Raw genomic sequence first — 16,999 nt, 5'->3', positions numbered from 1 at the left:
CGTTTCGGCCTGAGAGGCAGTCAGCCACCCATGAAGCTCGTCTTCGCAGGCACCCCCGAGGTAGCCGTACCCGCCCTGGACGCATTGATCGCCTCCGGCCGGCACGAGGTGGCCGCCGTCGTCACCCGGCCCGACGCCCCCGCCGGGCGAGGCCGCCGGCTGGTCGCCAGCCCCGTCGCCGAGCGGGCCGAGGAGGCCGGGATCGAGGTGCTCAAGCCCGCCCGCCCGCGCGACGAGGACTTCCTGGCGCGGCTGCGGGAGATCGCCCCGGACTGCTGTCCCGTCGTCGCCTACGGGGCCCTGCTGCCCAGGACCACGCTCGACGTACCCGCCCGCGGCTGGGTCAATCTCCACTTCTCGCTGCTGCCCGCCTGGCGCGGCGCCGCCCCCGTACAGCACGCGATCATGGCCGGGGACGAGGTGACCGGTGCGTCGACCTTCCTGATCGAGGAGGGGCTCGACTCCGGCCCGGTGTACGGCGTCCTCACCGAAGAAGTGCGGCCCACCGACACCAGCGGCGACCTGCTCACCCGGCTGGCGTTCGCCGGTGCGGGGCTGCTCGTCGCGACCATGGACGGCATCGAGGACGGCACGCTGCACGCCGTGCCGCAGTCCGCCGACGGCGTCACCCTCGCGCCGAAGATCACCGTCGAGGACGCCGAGGTGCAGTGGTCCGCCCCTGCCCTGCGGGTCGACCGCGTGGTGCGCGGCTGCACACCCGCTCCGGGGGCGTGGACGTTGTTCCGCGGGGAACGGCTGAAGCTGATCCAGGCGACGCCCGTACTGGACCGCGCCGACCTGGCCCCCGGCGAACTGTCGGCGGCCAAGAACAACGTGTACGTCGGCACCGGATCGCACGCCGTCGAGCTGCTCTGGGTCCAGCCGCAGGGCAAGAAGCCGATGCGGGCCGCGGACTGGGCGCGCGGGGTGCGCATCGTCCACGGCGAGCTGCTGGGCAGCTAGGGAGATCCGGACCGGGGCGGCGACGTAGGCTGGGAGGGTTCGTCCTCTCACCATCAGCGGAGCACCTTTCACGTGAACGACCAGCAGAGTCGCCGTCCCGCCAAGCCGCATCGCCGGCCCAAGAAGGACCCTGTCCGGTTCCTCGCCTTCGAAGCGCTCAGGGCCGTCGACGAACGTGACGCGTACGCCAACCTCGTCCTTCCCCCGCTGCTGAAGAAGGCCCGGGCCAAGGGCGACTTCGACAGCCGGGACGCGGCGCTGGCGACCGAGTTGGTCTACGGGACGCTGCGCCGCCAGGGGACGTACGACGCGATCGTTGCCGCCTGCATCGACCGGCCGCTGCGCGAGGTCGACCCGCCGGTCCTCGACGTGCTCGACATGGGCGTGCATCAGTTGCTCGGCACCCGTATCCCCACCCACGCCGCGGTCTCCGCCAGCGTGGAGCTGGCCCGGGTGGTGCTCGGCGAGGGGCGTGCCAAGTTCGTCAACGCCGTCCTGCGGAAGGTCGCCGCGGACGATCTCGACGGCTGGGTGGCGCGCGTCGCCCCGCCGTACGACGAGGACGCCGAGGACCACCTCGCGGTCGTGCACTCGCATCCGCGGTGGATCGTGTCCGCCCTCTGGGACGCGCTGGGCGGCGGTCGCGCCGGGATCGAGGACCTCCTCGAAGCGGACAACGAACGGCCCGAGGTCACGCTGGTCGCCCGCCCCGGCCGCGCCACCACCGAAGAGCTGCTCACCGCCCTCGGCGAGGGGAACGGCCTGCCCGGCCGCTGGTCGCCCCATGCCGTACGGATGGGCGAGGGCGGCGAGCCCGGCGCCCTCGCGGCCGTGCAGGAGGGCCGCGCCGGAGTCCAGGACGAGGGGAGCCAGCTGGTGGCCGCCGCCCTCGCCAACGCGCCGGTGGAGGGCAGCGACACCCGCTGGCTCGACGGCTGTGCCGGGCCCGGCGGAAAGGCCGCCCTGCTCGCCGCCCTCGCCGCCGAACGCGGCGCCGCCCTGCTCGCCGCCGAGAAGCAGCCGCACCGGGCCCGCCTCGTCGAGCGCGCGCTGGCCGGCAACCCCGGCCCGTACCAGGTGATCACCGCCGACGGCACCCGCCCGCCGTGGCGGCCCGGCACCTTCGACCGGATCCTGATGGACGTGCCCTGCTCGGGACTCGGCGCCCTGCGCCGCCGCCCGGAGGCCCGCTGGCGGCGCCGCCCCAAGGACCTGGAGAGCTTCGCACCGCTGCAACGCGGGCTGCTGCGCGAGGCGTTGAAGGCGGTACGGGTCGGCGGCATCGTCGGCTACGCGACCTGCTCGCCGCATCTCGCGGAGACCCGGGTCGTCGTCGAGGACGTGCTCAAGGGCCGAGGCGGAGAGCCGGTCGAGGCGGAGTGGGTCGACGCCCGCCCGCTGATGCCCGGCGTGCCCGCGCTCGGCGACGGCCCCGACGTCCAGCTGTGGCCGCATCTGCACGGCACGGACGCGATGTACCTGGCACTGCTGCGGCGCACCGCCTGACGGGTCCGACGCGGGCGGAAAGCCCGGATCGCACGGAGTGGGCGGTCCGGATCGAGCGAACTGTAATGATCCCGTGAGGCTTTGGCCCGCACCGGGGCGGGGAAGTGGCGCCGAGCATGGCAGGCTTGGCACATGGCCCAGATCAACCCCAGCATCCTGTCCGCCGATTTCGCCCGTCTCGCCGAGGAGGCGAAGGCGGTCGAAGGTGCCGACTGGCTCCACGTCGACGTGATGGACAACCACTTCGTGCCCAATCTGACCCTCGGCGTGCCGATCGTGGAATCGCTCAGCCGGGCCACGGACACCCCGCTCGACTGCCATCTGATGATCGAGGACGCGGACCGCTGGGCGCCGCAGTACGTCGAGGCGGGCGCCGGTTCCGTCACCTTCCACGTCGAGGCGGCGGCAGCCCCCGTACGGCTGGCGCGGGAGATCCGGGCCAAGGGCGCCCGCGCCTCCATGGCGCTCAGGCCCGCGACGCCCATCGAGCCGTACGAGGACCTGCTCCCCGAGCTCGACATGCTGCTGATCATGACGGTGGAGCCGGGCTTCGGCGGCCAGGCGTTCCTGGACATCATGCTGCCGAAGATCCGCCGCACCCGTGAGTTGATCTCCAAGCACGGCCTCGAACTCTGGCTCCAGGTCGACGGCGGCGTCTCCGAGTCCACCATCGAGCGGTGCGCCGAGGCCGGGGCGGACGTGTTCGTCGCGGGTTCGGCGGTGTACGGGGCCGAGGACCCGGCCGAAGCGGTGCGCACACTGCGGGCCAGGGCCGACGCGGTCACGGCGTCGGCGGCCTGGGCATGCGGCCACTGAATCCGGAAGCGGAGCCGGTAGCCGCTCCGGCCCCCGATTGCGGGTCGGCCCGGCCAAGGGCAGATGAACGTGGTCCGACGGGACCGATCAAGGATCGCCGGATCTGACAGGATGAACGGCGTATCGAGAGTGTGAACAGCAGTGAGGAGAGCGCGGTGTCTGCAATGTCGGCGGGCCGGTCCGCCCTGCGGATGGGGCCCGCGGAGCTGGTGCAGGCGGCGGCCATGGCCCGCCGCTTCTACCTCGAAGGAAAGTCGAAGATCCAGATCGCCGAGGAGTTCGGCGTCAGCCGCTTCAAGGTGGCCCGGGTCCTGGAGACGGCACTGGAACGCGACCTCGTGAGGATCGAGATCCGGGTCCCCGCCGAGCTGGACGCCGAGCGCTCCGACGCGCTGCGGGCCCGCTACGGGCTGCGTCACGCGGTCGTCGTCGAATCCCCCGCGGAGGAGCAGGACGACGCACCCGACCCGGAGAACCTGGGCGAGGTCGCGGCCGATCTCCTCGGCGAACTGGTGAACGAGGGCGATGTGCTCGGCCTGGCCTGGGGCCGCTCCACGATCCACATGGCGGCGGCCCTCGACCGGCTGCCGCCGTGCACGGTCGTGCAGCTCACCGGGGTGTACGACGCGGGGACGGCCGAGCGCGGCTCGGTCGAGGCGGTCCGCCGGGCCGCCCAGGTGGCCGGCGGCGAGGCCCACCCCATTTACGCCCCGATGCTGCTGCCCGACCCGGCCACGGCCGCCGCACTGCGCCACCAGACCGGAATCGCCCGTGCCTTCGAGTACTTCGACAAGGTGACGGTCGCCGCGGTGTCCATCGGCGCCTGGGAGCCGGGCATCTCCACCGTCCACGACATGCTGACGGACGAGGAGCGCGCGCACTATGCCTCGCTCGGCGTTGCCGCGGAGATGTCCGCGCACCTCTTCGACACGGAGGGACGCCGGGTCGGCCGGGACCTGGGGGAGCGGTGCATCACCGTCGAGGCGGACCGGCTGCGCCGGATCCCCGAGGTGGTCGCGATCGCGGGCGGCCAGCGCAAGGCCGCGGCGATCGGGGCGGTGCTGCGGTCCGGTCTGGTCACCAGCCTGGTGACGGACACGGCGGCGGCGGACTACCTGCTGACCGAGTCGGCGGCGCCGCGGCGGCCGGCGCTGGAGCGGGCGGATCCGGACGGGGTCTGAGCGGGTTCGGGCGGCGGACGGCGGTGATTGATACCGGGGCCGCCCTGGCCGTTTTGTCCTCGGACACCGGACGGGCTCGCACGGGCCCGGACGCGGCCGAGCCGTGCGGGTGGCGGCGAGTGAACAGCCCGGACAGCGGATGTGCTGCCCGGGCGTTGTCCGGTCCGGCGGTTCAGTTCTTGGCCATGCCCAGGACCGTGGCCTCCAGGTACTGCTCCGGCTCCTCGTACTGGCTCACATCGGCCGGGTTGTAGCGGGGGGTCTGCCGGGACCAGTCCAGGTTGCCGCGCATCCAGCTCCGCATCCCGTCCAGGTACGGCGTGAGCATCCAGGACAGCTGCGGGTACGCGGCCAGCAGCTCGACCTCGGCGGCGAGGAACCGCTCCGTCTCCGTGGCGATCTCCGCGCAGACGTGTTCCAGCGCCTTCTGCTTGCCGTAACCGCGGTGGTGGCGGATCAGGTGGACGAGATTGTGGATTTCGCCGAGCACCTGCTCCTTCTCGTAGGAATACGCGTCGTTGGCCCAGCACACGACGTTGCACGAGGCTTCCAGCGCGGTGATGAACCGGGAGTCGTTGTGGATCGACTCGGGTGCCTCGATCCCGGCCACGATCTCTATCAGGTCCATGCAGACATGTATCGCGCCGGTGTGACGGCGCTTGGCAATATACGTCTCCTCGGCCGGCACCACACCCGCCTCCCGGTTCCCGGCCTCCCAGGTGGTGGCCGTCGTGAGATACGTGATCACGTGCCGGCCGAACCGGGCGCGCCAGTGTGGGGCCGCGGTCGGCGTCGTCCGATCCCACAGATCGACCAGGGCGACCACGGCGGCGGGGAGCTCCTCGTCCGGTACGCCGCCCGTACCGTTACCCTCGATCACGGAGCGCATCACCGCGACCACGTCCCGCACCCGCTCCGGGCTGCGGCCGAGATGGCCGTCGTCGAGCTGGTCGTCGACGAGAAACAGCCACACGAACCAGTCGGCGACGAGGTCGAGATTCTTGCCGTCGGCGGTCGGGTACACCATGCCGACGAATGCCCCGAAGTCCGCCTGCTCGAAGCGTTCCCTGGCTGAATCCCGGTGCACCCGACCGGTGTTGCGGATCCAGTCGTCGAGATGGACTCTGGTGTCCCCGGCGTGCGGATTCGTCCGCTGGGGGAACGGGCAGTAGATGTACGGAAGTTGGCTCTCCACGGGTGGGTCGTGATCCTCTCCGGTCGTATGGCTGACGGAAGTTGTGACCTTCTGCATGTTCCTCCGGGGCGACGTGGCGACCCACGGGACCTGCGGGTTGTGAAGCTGCCTGACCCCTTGTCACCAGGCCCAGGGAAGATGATCGCGAATGATTCGGGCGTGACTCGGGTATGGTCCGTCGGTAAGGCAGGTTCCACTTGCCCGGGACTCCCGCCCGGTTCCTTTGGAGGAACGCACGAACGCGGGGGCCATTTGCTGTGTCTTCGTGGAAGCGACCTGCTCCGTTTCGTGTGAAAAAATGAGTGTTATGCGTTTCCTTGAGCCCGGCACCGGTCGCTACACAGACTCCCCCTCGGTCCCGTACGACCTCACGTACGACGATGTCTTCATGGTCCCGGGCCGTTCGGCGGTCGGATCCCGCCAGGGTGTCGATCTGTCCTCACCCGACGGCACCGGCACCACCATCCCCCTCGTCGTGGCGAACATGACGGCCATCGCGGGCCGCCGGATGGCCGAAACGGTCGCCCGCCGCGGCGGGCTCGTCGTCATCCCGCAGGACATCCCGATCGAGGTGGTCGCCGACGTCGTCTCCTGGGTGAAAACGCGCCATCTGGTGCTCGACACGCCGATCGTGCTGGCCCCCGGCCAGACGGTCGCCGACGCCCTGTCCCTGCTGCCCAAGCGCGCGCACGGCGCCGGCGTCGTCGTAGACGCGGAGCAGCGGCCCGTCGGTGTCGTCACCGATCACGACCTGACCGGTGTCGACCGCTTCACCCAGCTCTCCGAGGTCATGTCCAGGGACCTGGTGCTGCTCGACGCGGACATCGACCCGCGCGACGCGTTCAACAAGCTCGACGGCGCCCACCGCAAGCTCGCCCCCGCGGTCGACGCGGACGGCCGGCTCGTCGGCATCCTCACCCGGAAGGCCGCACTGCGCGCCACCCTGTACACCCCCGCCACCGACGCCGGCGGCAAGCTGCGGATCGCCGCCGCCGTCGGGATCAACGGCGATGTCGCGGGCAAGGCCAAGCAGCTCCTCGACGCGGGCATCGACACGCTCGTCGTGGACACCGCCCACGGCCACCAGGAGTCCATGATCAACGCGGTCCGGGCTGTGCGCGGGCTCGACCCGCAGGTGCCCGTCGTCGCGGGCAACGTCGTCGCCGCCGAGGGCGTGCGCGACCTCGTCGAGGCCGGCGCGGACATCATCAAGGTCGGTGTCGGGCCGGGCGCCATGTGCACCACCCGGATGATGACGGGCGTGGGTCGGCCGCAGTTCTCCGCCGTCCTGGAGTGCGCCGCCGAGGCGAAGAAGTACGGCAAGCACGTCTGGGCCGACGGCGGTGTCCGCCACCCGCGTGATGTCGCGATGGCGCTCGCCGCTGGTGCGTCCAACGTGATGATCGGCTCCTGGTTCGCCGGTACGTACGAGTCGCCCGGCGACCTCCAGCAGTCCGCCGACGGCCGCTTCTACAAGGAGTCCTTCGGTATGGCGTCCGCCCGCGCCGTGAAGAACCGTACGTCGGACGAGTCGGCGTACGACCGGGCCCGCAAGGCGCTCTTCGAGGAGGGCATCTCCACCTCCAGGATGTTCCTCGACCCGGCCCGGCCGGGCGTCGAGGACCTGATCGACTCGATCATCGCGGGCGTCCGCTCCTCCTGTACCTACGCCGGTGCGGCCTCCCTGGAGGAGTTCGCCGAGAAGACGGTCGTCGGGGTGCAGAGCGCCGCCGGTTACGCCGAGGGCAAGCCGCTTCACGCCAGCTGGAGTTGATCCTGCAGTCCCGCAACACCGTTGCCCCTCACGGCCGTTCGAGCCATGGGGGGCAACGGTGTTTCCAGGTGTCCTCGCGGTTTGCACAGATGTCCGATTCCGGCCCCCGGATCCCGCCCTGATCCACCTCAATCTCGTTGGAATGTAAGTAACATGAAGACCAATCAGCTGCCCGTTCCTCTGTGGTAAGGGATCTCATGTCCTTCTTCACCGATCTGGCCCATCAGTACATCGACGGCGAGTGGAGGCCGGGCAAGGGGTCCTGGGAAATCATCGACTTCAATCCGTACAACGGGGAGAAGCTCGCCTCGATCACGGTCGCCACGGCCGACGAGGTGGACCAGGCGTACCGGTCCGCCGAGGCCGCGCAGCGGGCGTGGGGCGACACCAACCCGTACGCCCGGCGGGTGGTGCTGGAGCGGGCGCTGCGCATCGTCGAGGAGCGTGAGCCCGAGATCAGTGACGCGATCGTCGCGGAGCTGGGCGGCACCAGGCTGAAGGCGGCCTTCGAACTGCATCTCGCCAAGGAGTTCCTGCGCGAGTCGATCCAGCTCGCGTTGCGGCCCACCGGACAGATTCTGCCCTCGCCGACCGACGGCAAGGAGAACCGCGTCTACCGGGTGCCCGTCGGGGTCGTGGGCGTCATCAGCCCGTTCAACTTCCCATTCCTGCTGTCGCTGAAGTCCGTCGCCCCCGCCCTGGCGCTCGGCAACGCGGTGGTGCTCAAGCCGCACCAGAACACCCCGGTCTGCGGCGGCACGCTGGTGGCGAAGGTGTTCGAGGAGGCGGGGCTGCCGGCCGGCCTCCTGAACGTCGTGGTCACCGACATCGCCGAGATCGGTGACGCACTGCTGGAGCACCCCGTTCCGCAGGTCATCTCCTTCACCGGTTCGGACAAGGTGGGACGGCACGTCGCCACGGTGTGCGCGGCGAACCTCAAGCGCGCCGTGCTCGAACTCGGCGGCAACAGCGCGCTCATCGTCCTCGACGACGCCGATCTGGACTACGCCGTGGACGCGGCCGTCTTCAGCCGGTACGTGCACCAGGGCCAGGTCTGCATGGCCGCGAACCGGATCCTGGTCGACCGGGCGGTGGAGAAGGAGTTCACCGAGAAGTTCGTCGCCAAGGTCGCGTCGCTGCGGGTCGGTGACCCGGCCGACCCGCAGACCGTGATCGGCCCGCTGATCAACTCCTCGCAGGCCGAGGCCATTTCCTCGCTCGTCGACCAGACCGTCGAGGCTGGTGCGACCGCCCTGCTGCACGGCCGGGCCGACGGCAACCTGGTGAGCCCGTCCGTGCTGACCGGGCTGGCCGCCGATTCCCCCGTCCTCTCCCAGGAGATCTTCGGGCCGGTCGCACTCCTCGTGCCGTTCGACGGTGACGACGAGGCGGTACGGATCGCCAACGACACCCCGTACGGCCTGAGCGGCGCCGTGCACACCGGCGACATCGAGCGCGGTGTACGGATCGGGCAGCGCGTCCACACCGGCATGATCCACATCAACGACGGCACGGTCCACGACGAGCCGATCGTCCCGTTCGGCGGCGAGAAGAGCTCCGGCCTCGGCCGGCTGAACGGCGATTCGATGGTCGATGCCTTCACCACGCAGAAGTGGATCTCGGTGCAGCACGGCCGCTCGCAGTTCCCGTTCTGACCGGTCACCGGATGCGGTGAGCGTGCTAGGGCCTCTCGTTTGGATCATGCCGGGCTCGCGTGCCCCGGCACCGCGCCTCGCCGCGTTGTCGTCAGTCGCCAGGGCTCCTTCCCCAAGCTCTCGGCTGCGCTCGAGCAGGGGAGACCCCATCTGCCTCCTTCCTCCGCCTTGCGATGCACGGCACCGGACCCCGCTTCCTGATCCGGCCTGATCCAAACGAAAGACCCTGGGCGGGGCGGCGCCATGGTCTACTTCGGGGGCGGCTCCTGCCGCCCCCGACACCGGCCATCGCAGAGAAGTGAACCGCCCGAAGTGCGCCTGAACGACCTCGACGAACGCATCGTCCACGCCCTCGCCGAAGACGCCCGGCGCTCCTACGCGGACATCGGCGCGAGCATCGGCCTGTCCGCGCCCGCCGTGAAGCGCCGGGTGGACCGGCTGCGCGCCGAGGGCGCGATCACCGGCTTCACGGTGCGGGTGGACCCGGCGGCGCTGGGGTGGGAGACCGAGGGGTTCATCGAGATCTACTGCAGCCGGAACACGTCGCCGGAGGCGATCAAGCAGGGGCTCGCCCGGTATCCGGAGATCGCCTCCGCCTCCACGGTGACGGGGGAGGCCGACGCGATCGTGCAGGTCTTCGCCGCGGACATGCGCCACTTCGAGCAGGTCCTCGAACGGATCGCGGGCGAGCCGTATGTGGAGCGGACGAAGTCCGTGCTGGTGCTTTCGCCGCTGCTCAGGCGGTACTCGTCGGGGGCGCCGGAGTAGGGCGCCGCGCGGCGGCCGGCGGCCGGTGGCCGCTCCGTCCGCAATCGCCGGACGGCCTTGATCCGCCGGGCGGGCAGAGACCTGTGTCACCTGCTTGACCTGCGAAGACGTTGCGCGCAACGAATCGCCGCCACTGGCCGTCGGCGCGCAATGGATCGATGGTGTGTGCGCAACGGTCGTGCCTTGCCGGGCCCGCGTGCTCGACCGTACGGTCTATACGTCCCCGCCCCGCCCGCACCGCCCGAGGTCAGCCATGCCGCCGTTGCGCACCGCCCTGCTCCAGAGCTCCGGACGACCCGGGCACGTGGACGAGAACCTCAAGGTGCTCAACTCCGCGGCCCGCCGGGCGGCGGACGCCGGGGCCCGGCTGCTGGTCTGCCCCGAGCTGTTCCTGACCGGATACGCGATCGGGGCCGATGTTCCCCGGCTGGCCGAGCCGGCCGACGGTCCTTCCGCCCGGGCCGTCGCCGAGATCGCCGTACGGCACGGGCTCGCGGTCCTCTACGGCTACCCGGAGCGCGCGGGCGAGGAGATCTTCAACGCCGCACAGCTCATCGGGCCGGACGGCGGCGCGCTCGCGAACTACCGCAAGACCCACCTCTTCGGCTGCTTCGAGCAGGAGTGGTTCACCCCGGGCGAGCAGCCCGTCGTCCAGGCCGAACTCGACGGTGTCCGCATCGGGATCGTGATCTGCTACGACGTCGAGTTTCCGGAGAACGTCCGCGCGCACGCCCTCGCGGGCACCGGTCTGCTGCTGGTGCCCACCGCGGTGATGCACCCCTTCCAGTTCGTCGCCGAGTCCGTCGTGCCGGTGCGCGCCTTCGAGAGCCAGCTGTACGTGGCGTACGTAAACAGGACCGGCCCGGAAGGTGATTTCGAGTTCGTCGGGCTGAGCTGCCTGGCCGGTCCGGACGGAGCCGTCCGCACCCGCGCCGGACGTGGTGAGGAGCTCGTCATCGGTGAGGTCGACCCCGAGCTCCTGAGCGCGTCGCGCGCCGCCAACCCGTATCTGCGCGACCGCCGCCCCGGCCTGTACGGCTCCCTCGTCTGAACCCGTCACCCCCGTTCCGTCTTTTTTGTGCAAGGAGTCCGTACCCCATGACGTCCACGGTGCCCAACGCCGTCCAGCACACCGACGCCACCGAGCCGATCACCATGTTCGGGCCGGACTTCCCCTACGCGTACGACGACTTCCTGGCGCACCCCGCGGGCATCGGGCAGATACCGGCGACCGAGCACGGCAGCGAGATCGCCGTCATCGGGGGCGGGCTCTCCGGCATCGTCGCCGCGTACGAGCTGATGAAGATGGGGCTCAGGCCCGTCGTCTACGAAGCGGACGAGATCGGTGGCCGGCTGCGTACCGTCGGATTCGACGGCTGTGGCCCCGAACTCACCGCCGAGATGGGCGCGATGCGGTTCCCGCCGTCCTCCACCGCACTCCAGCACTACATCGACCTGGTGGGCCTGGAGACGAAGCCGTTCCCCAACCCGCTCTCCCCGGCCACCCCGTCGACCGTCGTCGACCTCAAGGGCACCTCGCACTACGCGCGGACCGTCGACGATCTGCCGCAGGTCTACCGCGAGGTGATGGACGCCTGGAACCGGTGTCTGGAGGAGGGCGCGGACTTCTCCGACATGAACCGGGCGATGCGCGAACGCGATGTGCCGCGCATCCGGGAGATCTGGGCGGAGCTCGTCCATAAGCTCGACAACCAGACCTTCTACGGATTCCTCTGCGACTCCGACGCGTTCAAGTCGTTCCGCCACCGGGAGATCTTCGGCCAGGTCGGCTTCGGCACCGGCGGCTGGGACACCGACTTCCCCAACTCCATCCTGGAAATCCTGCGCGTCGTTTACACCGAGGCGGACGACCACCACCGCTCCATCGTCGGCGGCAGCCAGCAGCTCCCGCTGCGGCTCTGGGACCGCGAACCGCAGAAGATCGTCCACTGGCCGCTCGGCACGTCGCTGTCCTCGCTGCACGGGGGCGAACCGCGCCCAGCCGTGACCCGGCTGCACCGTACCGCCGGAAACCGGATCACCGTCACCGATGCCACCGGCGACATCCGCACTTACCCGGCCGCGATCTTCACCGGGCAGTCCTGGCTGCTGCTCTCGAAGATCGACTGCGACGACGCGCTCTTCCCGATCGACCACTGGACGGCGATGGAGCGCACCCACTACATGGAGTCGTCCAAGCTGTTCGTTCCCGTCGACCGGCCGTTCTGGCTGGACGAAGCCGTCGACGGCAGGGGGGTGCCGACCGGGCGGGACGTCATGTCGATGACGCTCACCGACCGGATGACCCGGGGGACGTACCTCCTGGACGACGGCCCCGACCGGCCCGCCGTCATCTGCCTCTCGTACACCTGGTGCGACGACAGCCTGAAGTGGCTGCCGCTCTCCCCGAACGAGCGCATGGACGTCATGCTCAAGTCGCTCGGCGAGATCTATCCGGGCGTCGACATCAAGAAGCACATCATCGGCAACCCGGTGACGGTCTCGTGGGAGAACGAGCCCTATTTCATGGGAGCGTTCAAGGCCAACCTGCCGGGCCACTACCGCTACCAGCGGCGGTTGTTCACCCACTTCATGCAGGACCGGCTGCCCGCCGACCGGCGGGGGCTGTTCCTCGCGGGCGACGACATCTCCTGGACGGCCGGATGGGCCGAGGGCGCCGTACAGACCGCGCTCAACGCCGTCTGGGGCGTGATGACCCAGTTCGGCGGCGCGACCGATGCGACGAATCCCGGCCCCGGCGACGTCTTCGACGACATCGCCCCGGTCGAACTCCCGGAGGACTGAGGCCTGTCCGGCGGATCAGGGTCGGACAGGCCCTGAGGCCGGTTCGGTGCTACGCGGGTCGGCAGACGCTGCGCTGCCGGCCCAGGCCCGAGATCTCGACCTCCATCACGTCGTCCGGACCCAGGTAGGGGAAGCGGCCGGACAGCGCCACACCCTGCGGGGTACCGGTGTTGATGACGTCGCCGGGCTCCAGCACCAGGTACTGCGACAGATGGTGCACCAGATGCGCCACGCTGGAGATCATGTCCGCGGTGCTGGAGTCCTGCCGCGGCTCCCCGTTGACGTAGCTGCGCAGCCGCAGCTGCTGCGGGTCACCGCCCGGCCGGGGCGCTGTCAGCGGCAGGGAGTGAGCAGACAGCGCCCCACCAGACCCGCCCCCGCGTCCATCCGCTTCCTGAACTCCTCGGCGAGCAGCGGCACATCGCGCAACCGCCACAGCACCAGGGCCGCCGACCAGGCTGCCTCGCGGGCCCGTTCCAGGCTCCACGAGCCGAGCAGATGGGTGAGCGGGTCCGCGAGCTCCAGCAGATCGGGGCCCGGCATCAGATCCTCACGGATCCGCTCCTCCAGCGTCACGAGGAGATCTCCCACCCTGTCGAACTCGTCCTCCAGGTCCGGCGGGGCGCAGTCCAGGGTTCGGCAGGTGTCCACGACGGCCAGCGGCAGATCGTGGGCGATATGCGCGTTGATGCCGGCCAGCGCGAACTGCAGTGGCCGTACTCCGGGATGGCGCCGGTACTGGAACAGCGGCCGCCAGCAGTCGGGTGGCCGTCGCCCCGCCGCCGCAGCGTCGACCGCCGACAGGTAACGCTCCGCGAACCGCACATCCAGCGCGGTGGCGGCCCGCCGGTCGGGGAAGGCACCGTCGTCGATCTGCCGGCCGATGGTCTCGGTGACCGTCAGATAGACCCGGTTGAAGACCTCCACCCCGTCCTCGACCCCGCCCACCGGCGGCCAGGCGGTGCGTAGTACACGCATCCGCTCGATCACCGGGGCGATGTCGGGTACCGGGGCGACGGACGGCCCGTCCCCCCGCGAAAACTTCTGCACCTGCTCGAACTGCGCCATGGTGGCAGCGTCCCAGCCGGGGACCCGCCACGGCACCGACCGGCCGAGGGTTCATCGGAATGGGGGAACGGCCACGCCACCCGCACCACCAGCGCTGTCCACTGGTCCTGCGGCCGGCACGTCGACGCGGTCACCGGGGCCAGGCTGAAGCCGATCGGAATGGCGATACCGCCGGTGACCACCGGCGGTATCGCCGCGTGGATGATCCGGGCGCCGAACCGCCGCACCGCGGTGGAGGGGTCGCTGAAGGATCCCGTTCGCCCCAATCGACTGAATCGATGTTCAGTAACCGCACTCATTGACACGGGCGATCCATGCTCCGAATACTGACTACTCATTCAGTAGGACGCCTTTGTAGTGTCTGGAGACGCCATGTCAGAGCTGCCCACCGAGCTGGTCCCGCTGAGCCCCGAACAGCGGGACATCGTCGACCTCACCCGTTCCTTCGCCCAGGAGGAGATCCGGCCGCGGGCGCGTGCCGTCGACGAGGCCGACACGAGACGCTCTGGGACCTGTGGCGCAAGGCCGCCAAGGTCGGCATCACCGGATTCATGCTGCCTGCCGAGTACGGCGGGGGCGGTTTCACCGACGTCTTCACACAGGTTCTCGTCCAGGAGGAGCTGTGCGTCGGCGACCTGGGCATAGGCAACCTGCTGTGCTCCAACGGCTTCTTCGCCGACCCGCTCCTGGAGCTCGGCAGCGAGGAACAGAAGCGCGCCTGGCTCACCCCGCTCGCGGGCCCGGACACCCCGATGACGGCGCTGGCCACCACCGAGCCCGGTGCCGGTTCGGACGCCGCCGCCATCACCACCACGGCCACCCGCACCACCGGCGGGTACCGCCTGCACGGCCAGAAGGCGTGGATCTCGAACGCCGGGGAAGTCGAGCAGTACGTCATCTTCGCCAAGACCGACCCCACCCAGCGCTCACGCGGCGTGACCGCGTTCCTGGTGCGCAAGGGCGCCGAGGGGATGGAATTCGGCGCGCCGATGCGGAAGATGGGCCAGCGCGCCATCGTCTGCCGCGAGATCTTCCTCAACGGCGTCTTCGTGCCCGACGAGGACCGACTCGGTGCGCAGGGCCGCGGGTTCCACGGCCTGATGCGTACCTTCGACGTCTCCCGCACGGTGCTGGGCGCTGCCGCGACGGGCATCGCCCGGGCCGCGTACGAGTACGCCCGCGACTACGCCAAGACCCGGCAGCAGTTCGGCAAACCGGTCATCGAGCACCAGGCGGTCGCCTTCCGGCTGGCGGACATGCGCACCCGCATCGAGCAGTCGAGGCTGCTGACCTGGCGAGCGGCCAAGCGGCTGGATGCCGGCCTGGACGCCACGACCGAGGCGGCGATGGCCAACTCACCGCGTCGGAGACGGCGGCGTACTGCACGTGGGCCGCCGTCCAGACGCTGGGCGGCTGGGGCTACTCGCGCGAGTACCCGGTGGAACAGTGGATGTGGGACGCCAAGTTGGAGGAGATCGAGGAAGGCACCTCCGACATCATGCGCCTGGTCATCTCGCGGAGCATGTGATGACGGAGCGAGTGATGAGCGGACAGCAGACCCCGAAGCCGGTGACAGCAGCCCCGGCGACCATCGGCCCCGTGACCGAGCCGGCAGCGACCACCGGCCCCGAGACCACCGATCCCGTCACCGCGGAGCCGGCCACGCCCGCCGCCGCCCCCGTACCGGTCCCGGACGACGAACTCACCGGCGGCGAAGCCCTGGTGCGGGCGCTCGCCGCGCACGGTGTGACCCAGGCGTTCGGCATCCCGGGCACCCACAACCTGGAGATCTACCGGCATCTGGCCGCCTACCGGATCGACCACCTCAATCCCCGCCATGAACAGGGCGCGGGCTATGCCGCCGACGCCTACGCCCGCGTCAGCGGGCAGCCCGGCGTGGCGATCACCACCACCGGGCCGGCCCTGCTGAACATCGCGGCCGCCGTCGGCCAGGCGTACTCCGACAGCGTCCCGCTGCTTGTCCCCTCGCCGGGCATGCCGCTGCGCCACCCCCGGCAGTCGACCGGTCTGCTGCACGAGATGCGCAGCCAGACCGAGGCGCTGCGGGCGGTCGCGGCTGTCAGCCACCGGGTGTCCTCAGTCGCGGAGATAGGCGTGGCGGTCGCCCGGGCCTTCACCCTCTTCCGTACGCAGCGGCCCCGCCCCGTACACATCGAGGTACCGCTGGACCTGCTCACCGCCGTGGAGCCGGCCGGTCCGGTCCGGACTGCCCCGTCGGCCGCCCCTGCGGTGGCGGAAGCGGGCGCCGTCTCAGCGGCCGCCGAGGCGCTGCGCGCGGCCGCCCGGCCGGCCATGGTGCTCGGCGGGGGAGCGCGCGAAGCCGCCGCCGAATGCCTGCAACTGGCTGCGGAGCTGGGCGCCCCCGTGGTGACCTCCACCAACGGCAAGGGGATCGTCGCGGAGACTCACCCGCTGTCGCTCGGCGTCTCCCTGCACAGTCCGGCAGTCCAGCGCTGGCTGGGGGAGCGCGACGTGGTGCTCGCCGTCGGCACCGAGCTCGCCGAGTCCGACCTGTGGCAGGCCCCGCCTGCGCTCAGCGGCATTCTCATCCGGGCAGACGTCGACCCGGCGCAGATGTACGCGGGGCTGCCGGCGGACATCCCCCTGGTCGGCGATGCCCGTCACACCCTGCGATCGCTGCTCTCCGCCTGCCGCGGCGACGCGCCCGGTACCCGTAGCGCCCAGGTACCCGGCATCGCACGGCCGGACGTCGATGCCGCCCACAGGGCCGTCGTCGCGCTGCGGGACGAGCGGGACGACGAGACACGAAGCCAGGACGCACGGTGGCTCCCGTATCTGGCGGAGATCCGGTCGGTGCTCCCCGCGGACGCGGTGATCACCTCCGACAGCGCCCAGTGCTGCTATTACGGCGCGATCCCGCACCTGCCCGTCGCCCCGGAGGGCCGATATCTGCATCCGACGGGCTTCGGCACGCTCGGTTACGCGCTGCCCGCCGCCATCGGCGCCAAGACCGCGGACCCCGTCCGGCCGGTCGTCGCGCTGAGCGGCGACGGCGGCCTGCAGTTCTCCGTACAGGAACTGGCCACCGCCGTACAGCTGCGACTCCCGCTGCCCGTCGTGGTCTTCGACAACGGAGGCTACGGGGAGATCCGCGACGAAATGGCCTCCCGCGGCGACCGCCCCACCGGTGTCGACCTTCCACCGGTCGATCTGCCTGCCCTGGCCCGCGCGTACGGCGGCCACGGCGTGCGTGTCGACTCGCCCGAGGCGCTCGCCGAGGCACTGC

12 protein-coding genes and 4 pseudogenes are annotated in these 16,999 nt (G+C 70.6%); 12 read left to right on the top strand and 4 right to left on the bottom strand.

The window, feature by feature from the left end; all coding sequences use genetic code 11:
- Window positions 1-30: 30 nt before the first annotated feature.
- From fmt to OH735_RS05820, 4 genes are all read left to right on the top strand, one after another.
- Entirely contained in the window at window positions 31-963 is a 933-nt protein-coding gene (gene fmt / locus OH735_RS05835; protein WP_406380039.1) for a methionyl-tRNA formyltransferase, read from the top strand.
- 72 nt (window positions 964-1,035) lie between these two features.
- Complete coding sequence (locus tag OH735_RS05830) at window positions 1,036-2,469, top strand: RsmB/NOP family class I SAM-dependent RNA methyltransferase (RefSeq protein ID WP_406380037.1); 1,434 nt, start codon at window positions 1,036-1,038, stop codon at window positions 2,467-2,469.
- A 132-nt stretch (window positions 2,470-2,601) separates the two neighbouring features.
- Window positions 2,602-3,285 carry a ribulose-phosphate 3-epimerase gene (gene rpe, locus OH735_RS05825; protein ID WP_406380035.1) on the top strand — a complete coding sequence of 228 codons (684 nt, stop codon included), beginning with the start codon at window positions 2,602-2,604 and terminating at the stop codon, window positions 3,283-3,285.
- Window positions 3,286-3,449: 164 nt separating this feature from the next.
- Window positions 3,450-4,466, top strand: coding sequence for a sugar-binding transcriptional regulator (locus tag OH735_RS05820; RefSeq protein ID WP_406386428.1), 1,017 nt, complete (start codon window positions 3,450-3,452; stop codon window positions 4,464-4,466).
- 172 nt (window positions 4,467-4,638) lie between these two features.
- Here the strand turns inward: OH735_RS05820 and OH735_RS05815 are convergent, their stop codons facing one another.
- Window positions 4,639-5,661: a terpene cyclase gene (locus OH735_RS05815; RefSeq protein WP_406380033.1), complete on the bottom strand. Its 1,023-nt coding sequence runs from the start codon at window positions 5,659-5,661 to the stop codon at window positions 4,639-4,641.
- Between the two features lie 307 nt (window positions 5,662-5,968).
- Here OH735_RS05815 and OH735_RS05810 point away from each other — a divergent pair, with 307 nt between their 5' ends.
- From OH735_RS05810 to OH735_RS05790, 5 genes are all read left to right on the top strand, one after another.
- Entirely contained in the window at window positions 5,969-7,435 is a 1,467-nt protein-coding gene (locus OH735_RS05810; RefSeq protein WP_406380031.1) for a GuaB1 family IMP dehydrogenase-related protein, read from the top strand.
- 197 nt (window positions 7,436-7,632) lie between these two features.
- Window positions 7,633-9,090 carry an aldehyde dehydrogenase family protein gene (locus tag OH735_RS05805; RefSeq protein WP_406380029.1) on the top strand — a complete coding sequence of 486 codons (1,458 nt, stop codon included), beginning with the start codon at window positions 7,633-7,635 and terminating at the stop codon, window positions 9,088-9,090.
- Between the two features lie 312 nt (window positions 9,091-9,402).
- Window positions 9,403-9,858 (top strand): Lrp/AsnC family transcriptional regulator, encoded by a 456-nt coding sequence (locus OH735_RS05800; protein WP_406380028.1) that lies wholly within the window; start codon window positions 9,403-9,405, stop codon window positions 9,856-9,858.
- Window positions 9,859-10,111: 253 nt separating this feature from the next.
- The gene (locus OH735_RS05795) at window positions 10,112-10,909 is read left to right on the top strand and encodes a carbon-nitrogen hydrolase family protein (RefSeq protein ID WP_406380026.1); all 798 of its coding nucleotides are present in this window, start codon (window positions 10,112-10,114) and stop codon (window positions 10,907-10,909) included.
- A 47-nt stretch (window positions 10,910-10,956) separates the two neighbouring features.
- A complete protein-coding gene (locus OH735_RS05790; protein ID WP_406380024.1) occupies window positions 10,957-12,663 on the top strand; it encodes a flavin monoamine oxidase family protein in 1,707 nt (568 codons plus the stop codon).
- A 49-nt stretch (window positions 12,664-12,712) separates the two neighbouring features.
- On the opposite strand, the pseudogene OH735_RS05785 reads toward OH735_RS05790, so the two are convergent.
- The 3 genes and pseudogenes from OH735_RS05785 to OH735_RS05775 form a co-directional block, all read right to left on the bottom strand.
- A pseudogene (locus OH735_RS05785) lies at window positions 12,713-12,982 on the bottom strand (fumarylacetoacetate hydrolase family protein); the annotation flags it as partial.
- A 14-nt stretch (window positions 12,983-12,996) separates the two neighbouring features.
- A complete protein-coding gene (locus OH735_RS05780; protein ID WP_406380022.1) occupies window positions 12,997-13,731 on the bottom strand; it encodes a DUF5995 family protein in 735 nt (244 codons plus the stop codon).
- Between the two features lie 83 nt (window positions 13,732-13,814).
- A pseudogene (locus tag OH735_RS05775) lies at window positions 13,815-13,961 on the bottom strand (nitrate reductase); the annotation flags it as partial.
- Window positions 13,962-14,045: 84 nt separating this feature from the next.
- Here OH735_RS05775 and OH735_RS05770 point away from each other — a divergent pair.
- The 3 genes and pseudogenes from OH735_RS05770 to OH735_RS05760 form a co-directional block, all read left to right on the top strand.
- A pseudogene (locus OH735_RS05770) lies at window positions 14,046-15,050 on the top strand (acyl-CoA dehydrogenase family protein); the annotation flags it as partial.
- A complete protein-coding gene (locus OH735_RS05765) occupies window positions 15,023-15,259 on the top strand; it encodes an acyl-CoA dehydrogenase family protein (protein ID WP_406386426.1) in 237 nt (78 codons plus the stop codon). The pseudogene OH735_RS05770 and the gene OH735_RS05765, both read left to right, overlap by 28 nt.
- Window positions 15,259-16,947, top strand: a pseudogene (locus OH735_RS05760) (thiamine pyrophosphate-binding protein); the annotation flags it as partial. The gene OH735_RS05765 and the pseudogene OH735_RS05760, both read left to right, overlap by 1 nt.
- Window positions 16,948-16,999: the final 52 nt, after the last annotated feature.

This window comes from Streptomyces sp. NBC_01618 (assembly GCF_045209435.1).
GTDB lineage: Bacteria > Actinomycetota > Actinomycetes > Streptomycetales > Streptomycetaceae > Streptomyces.
This window is presented reverse-complemented; position numbering and strand designations above follow the sequence as displayed.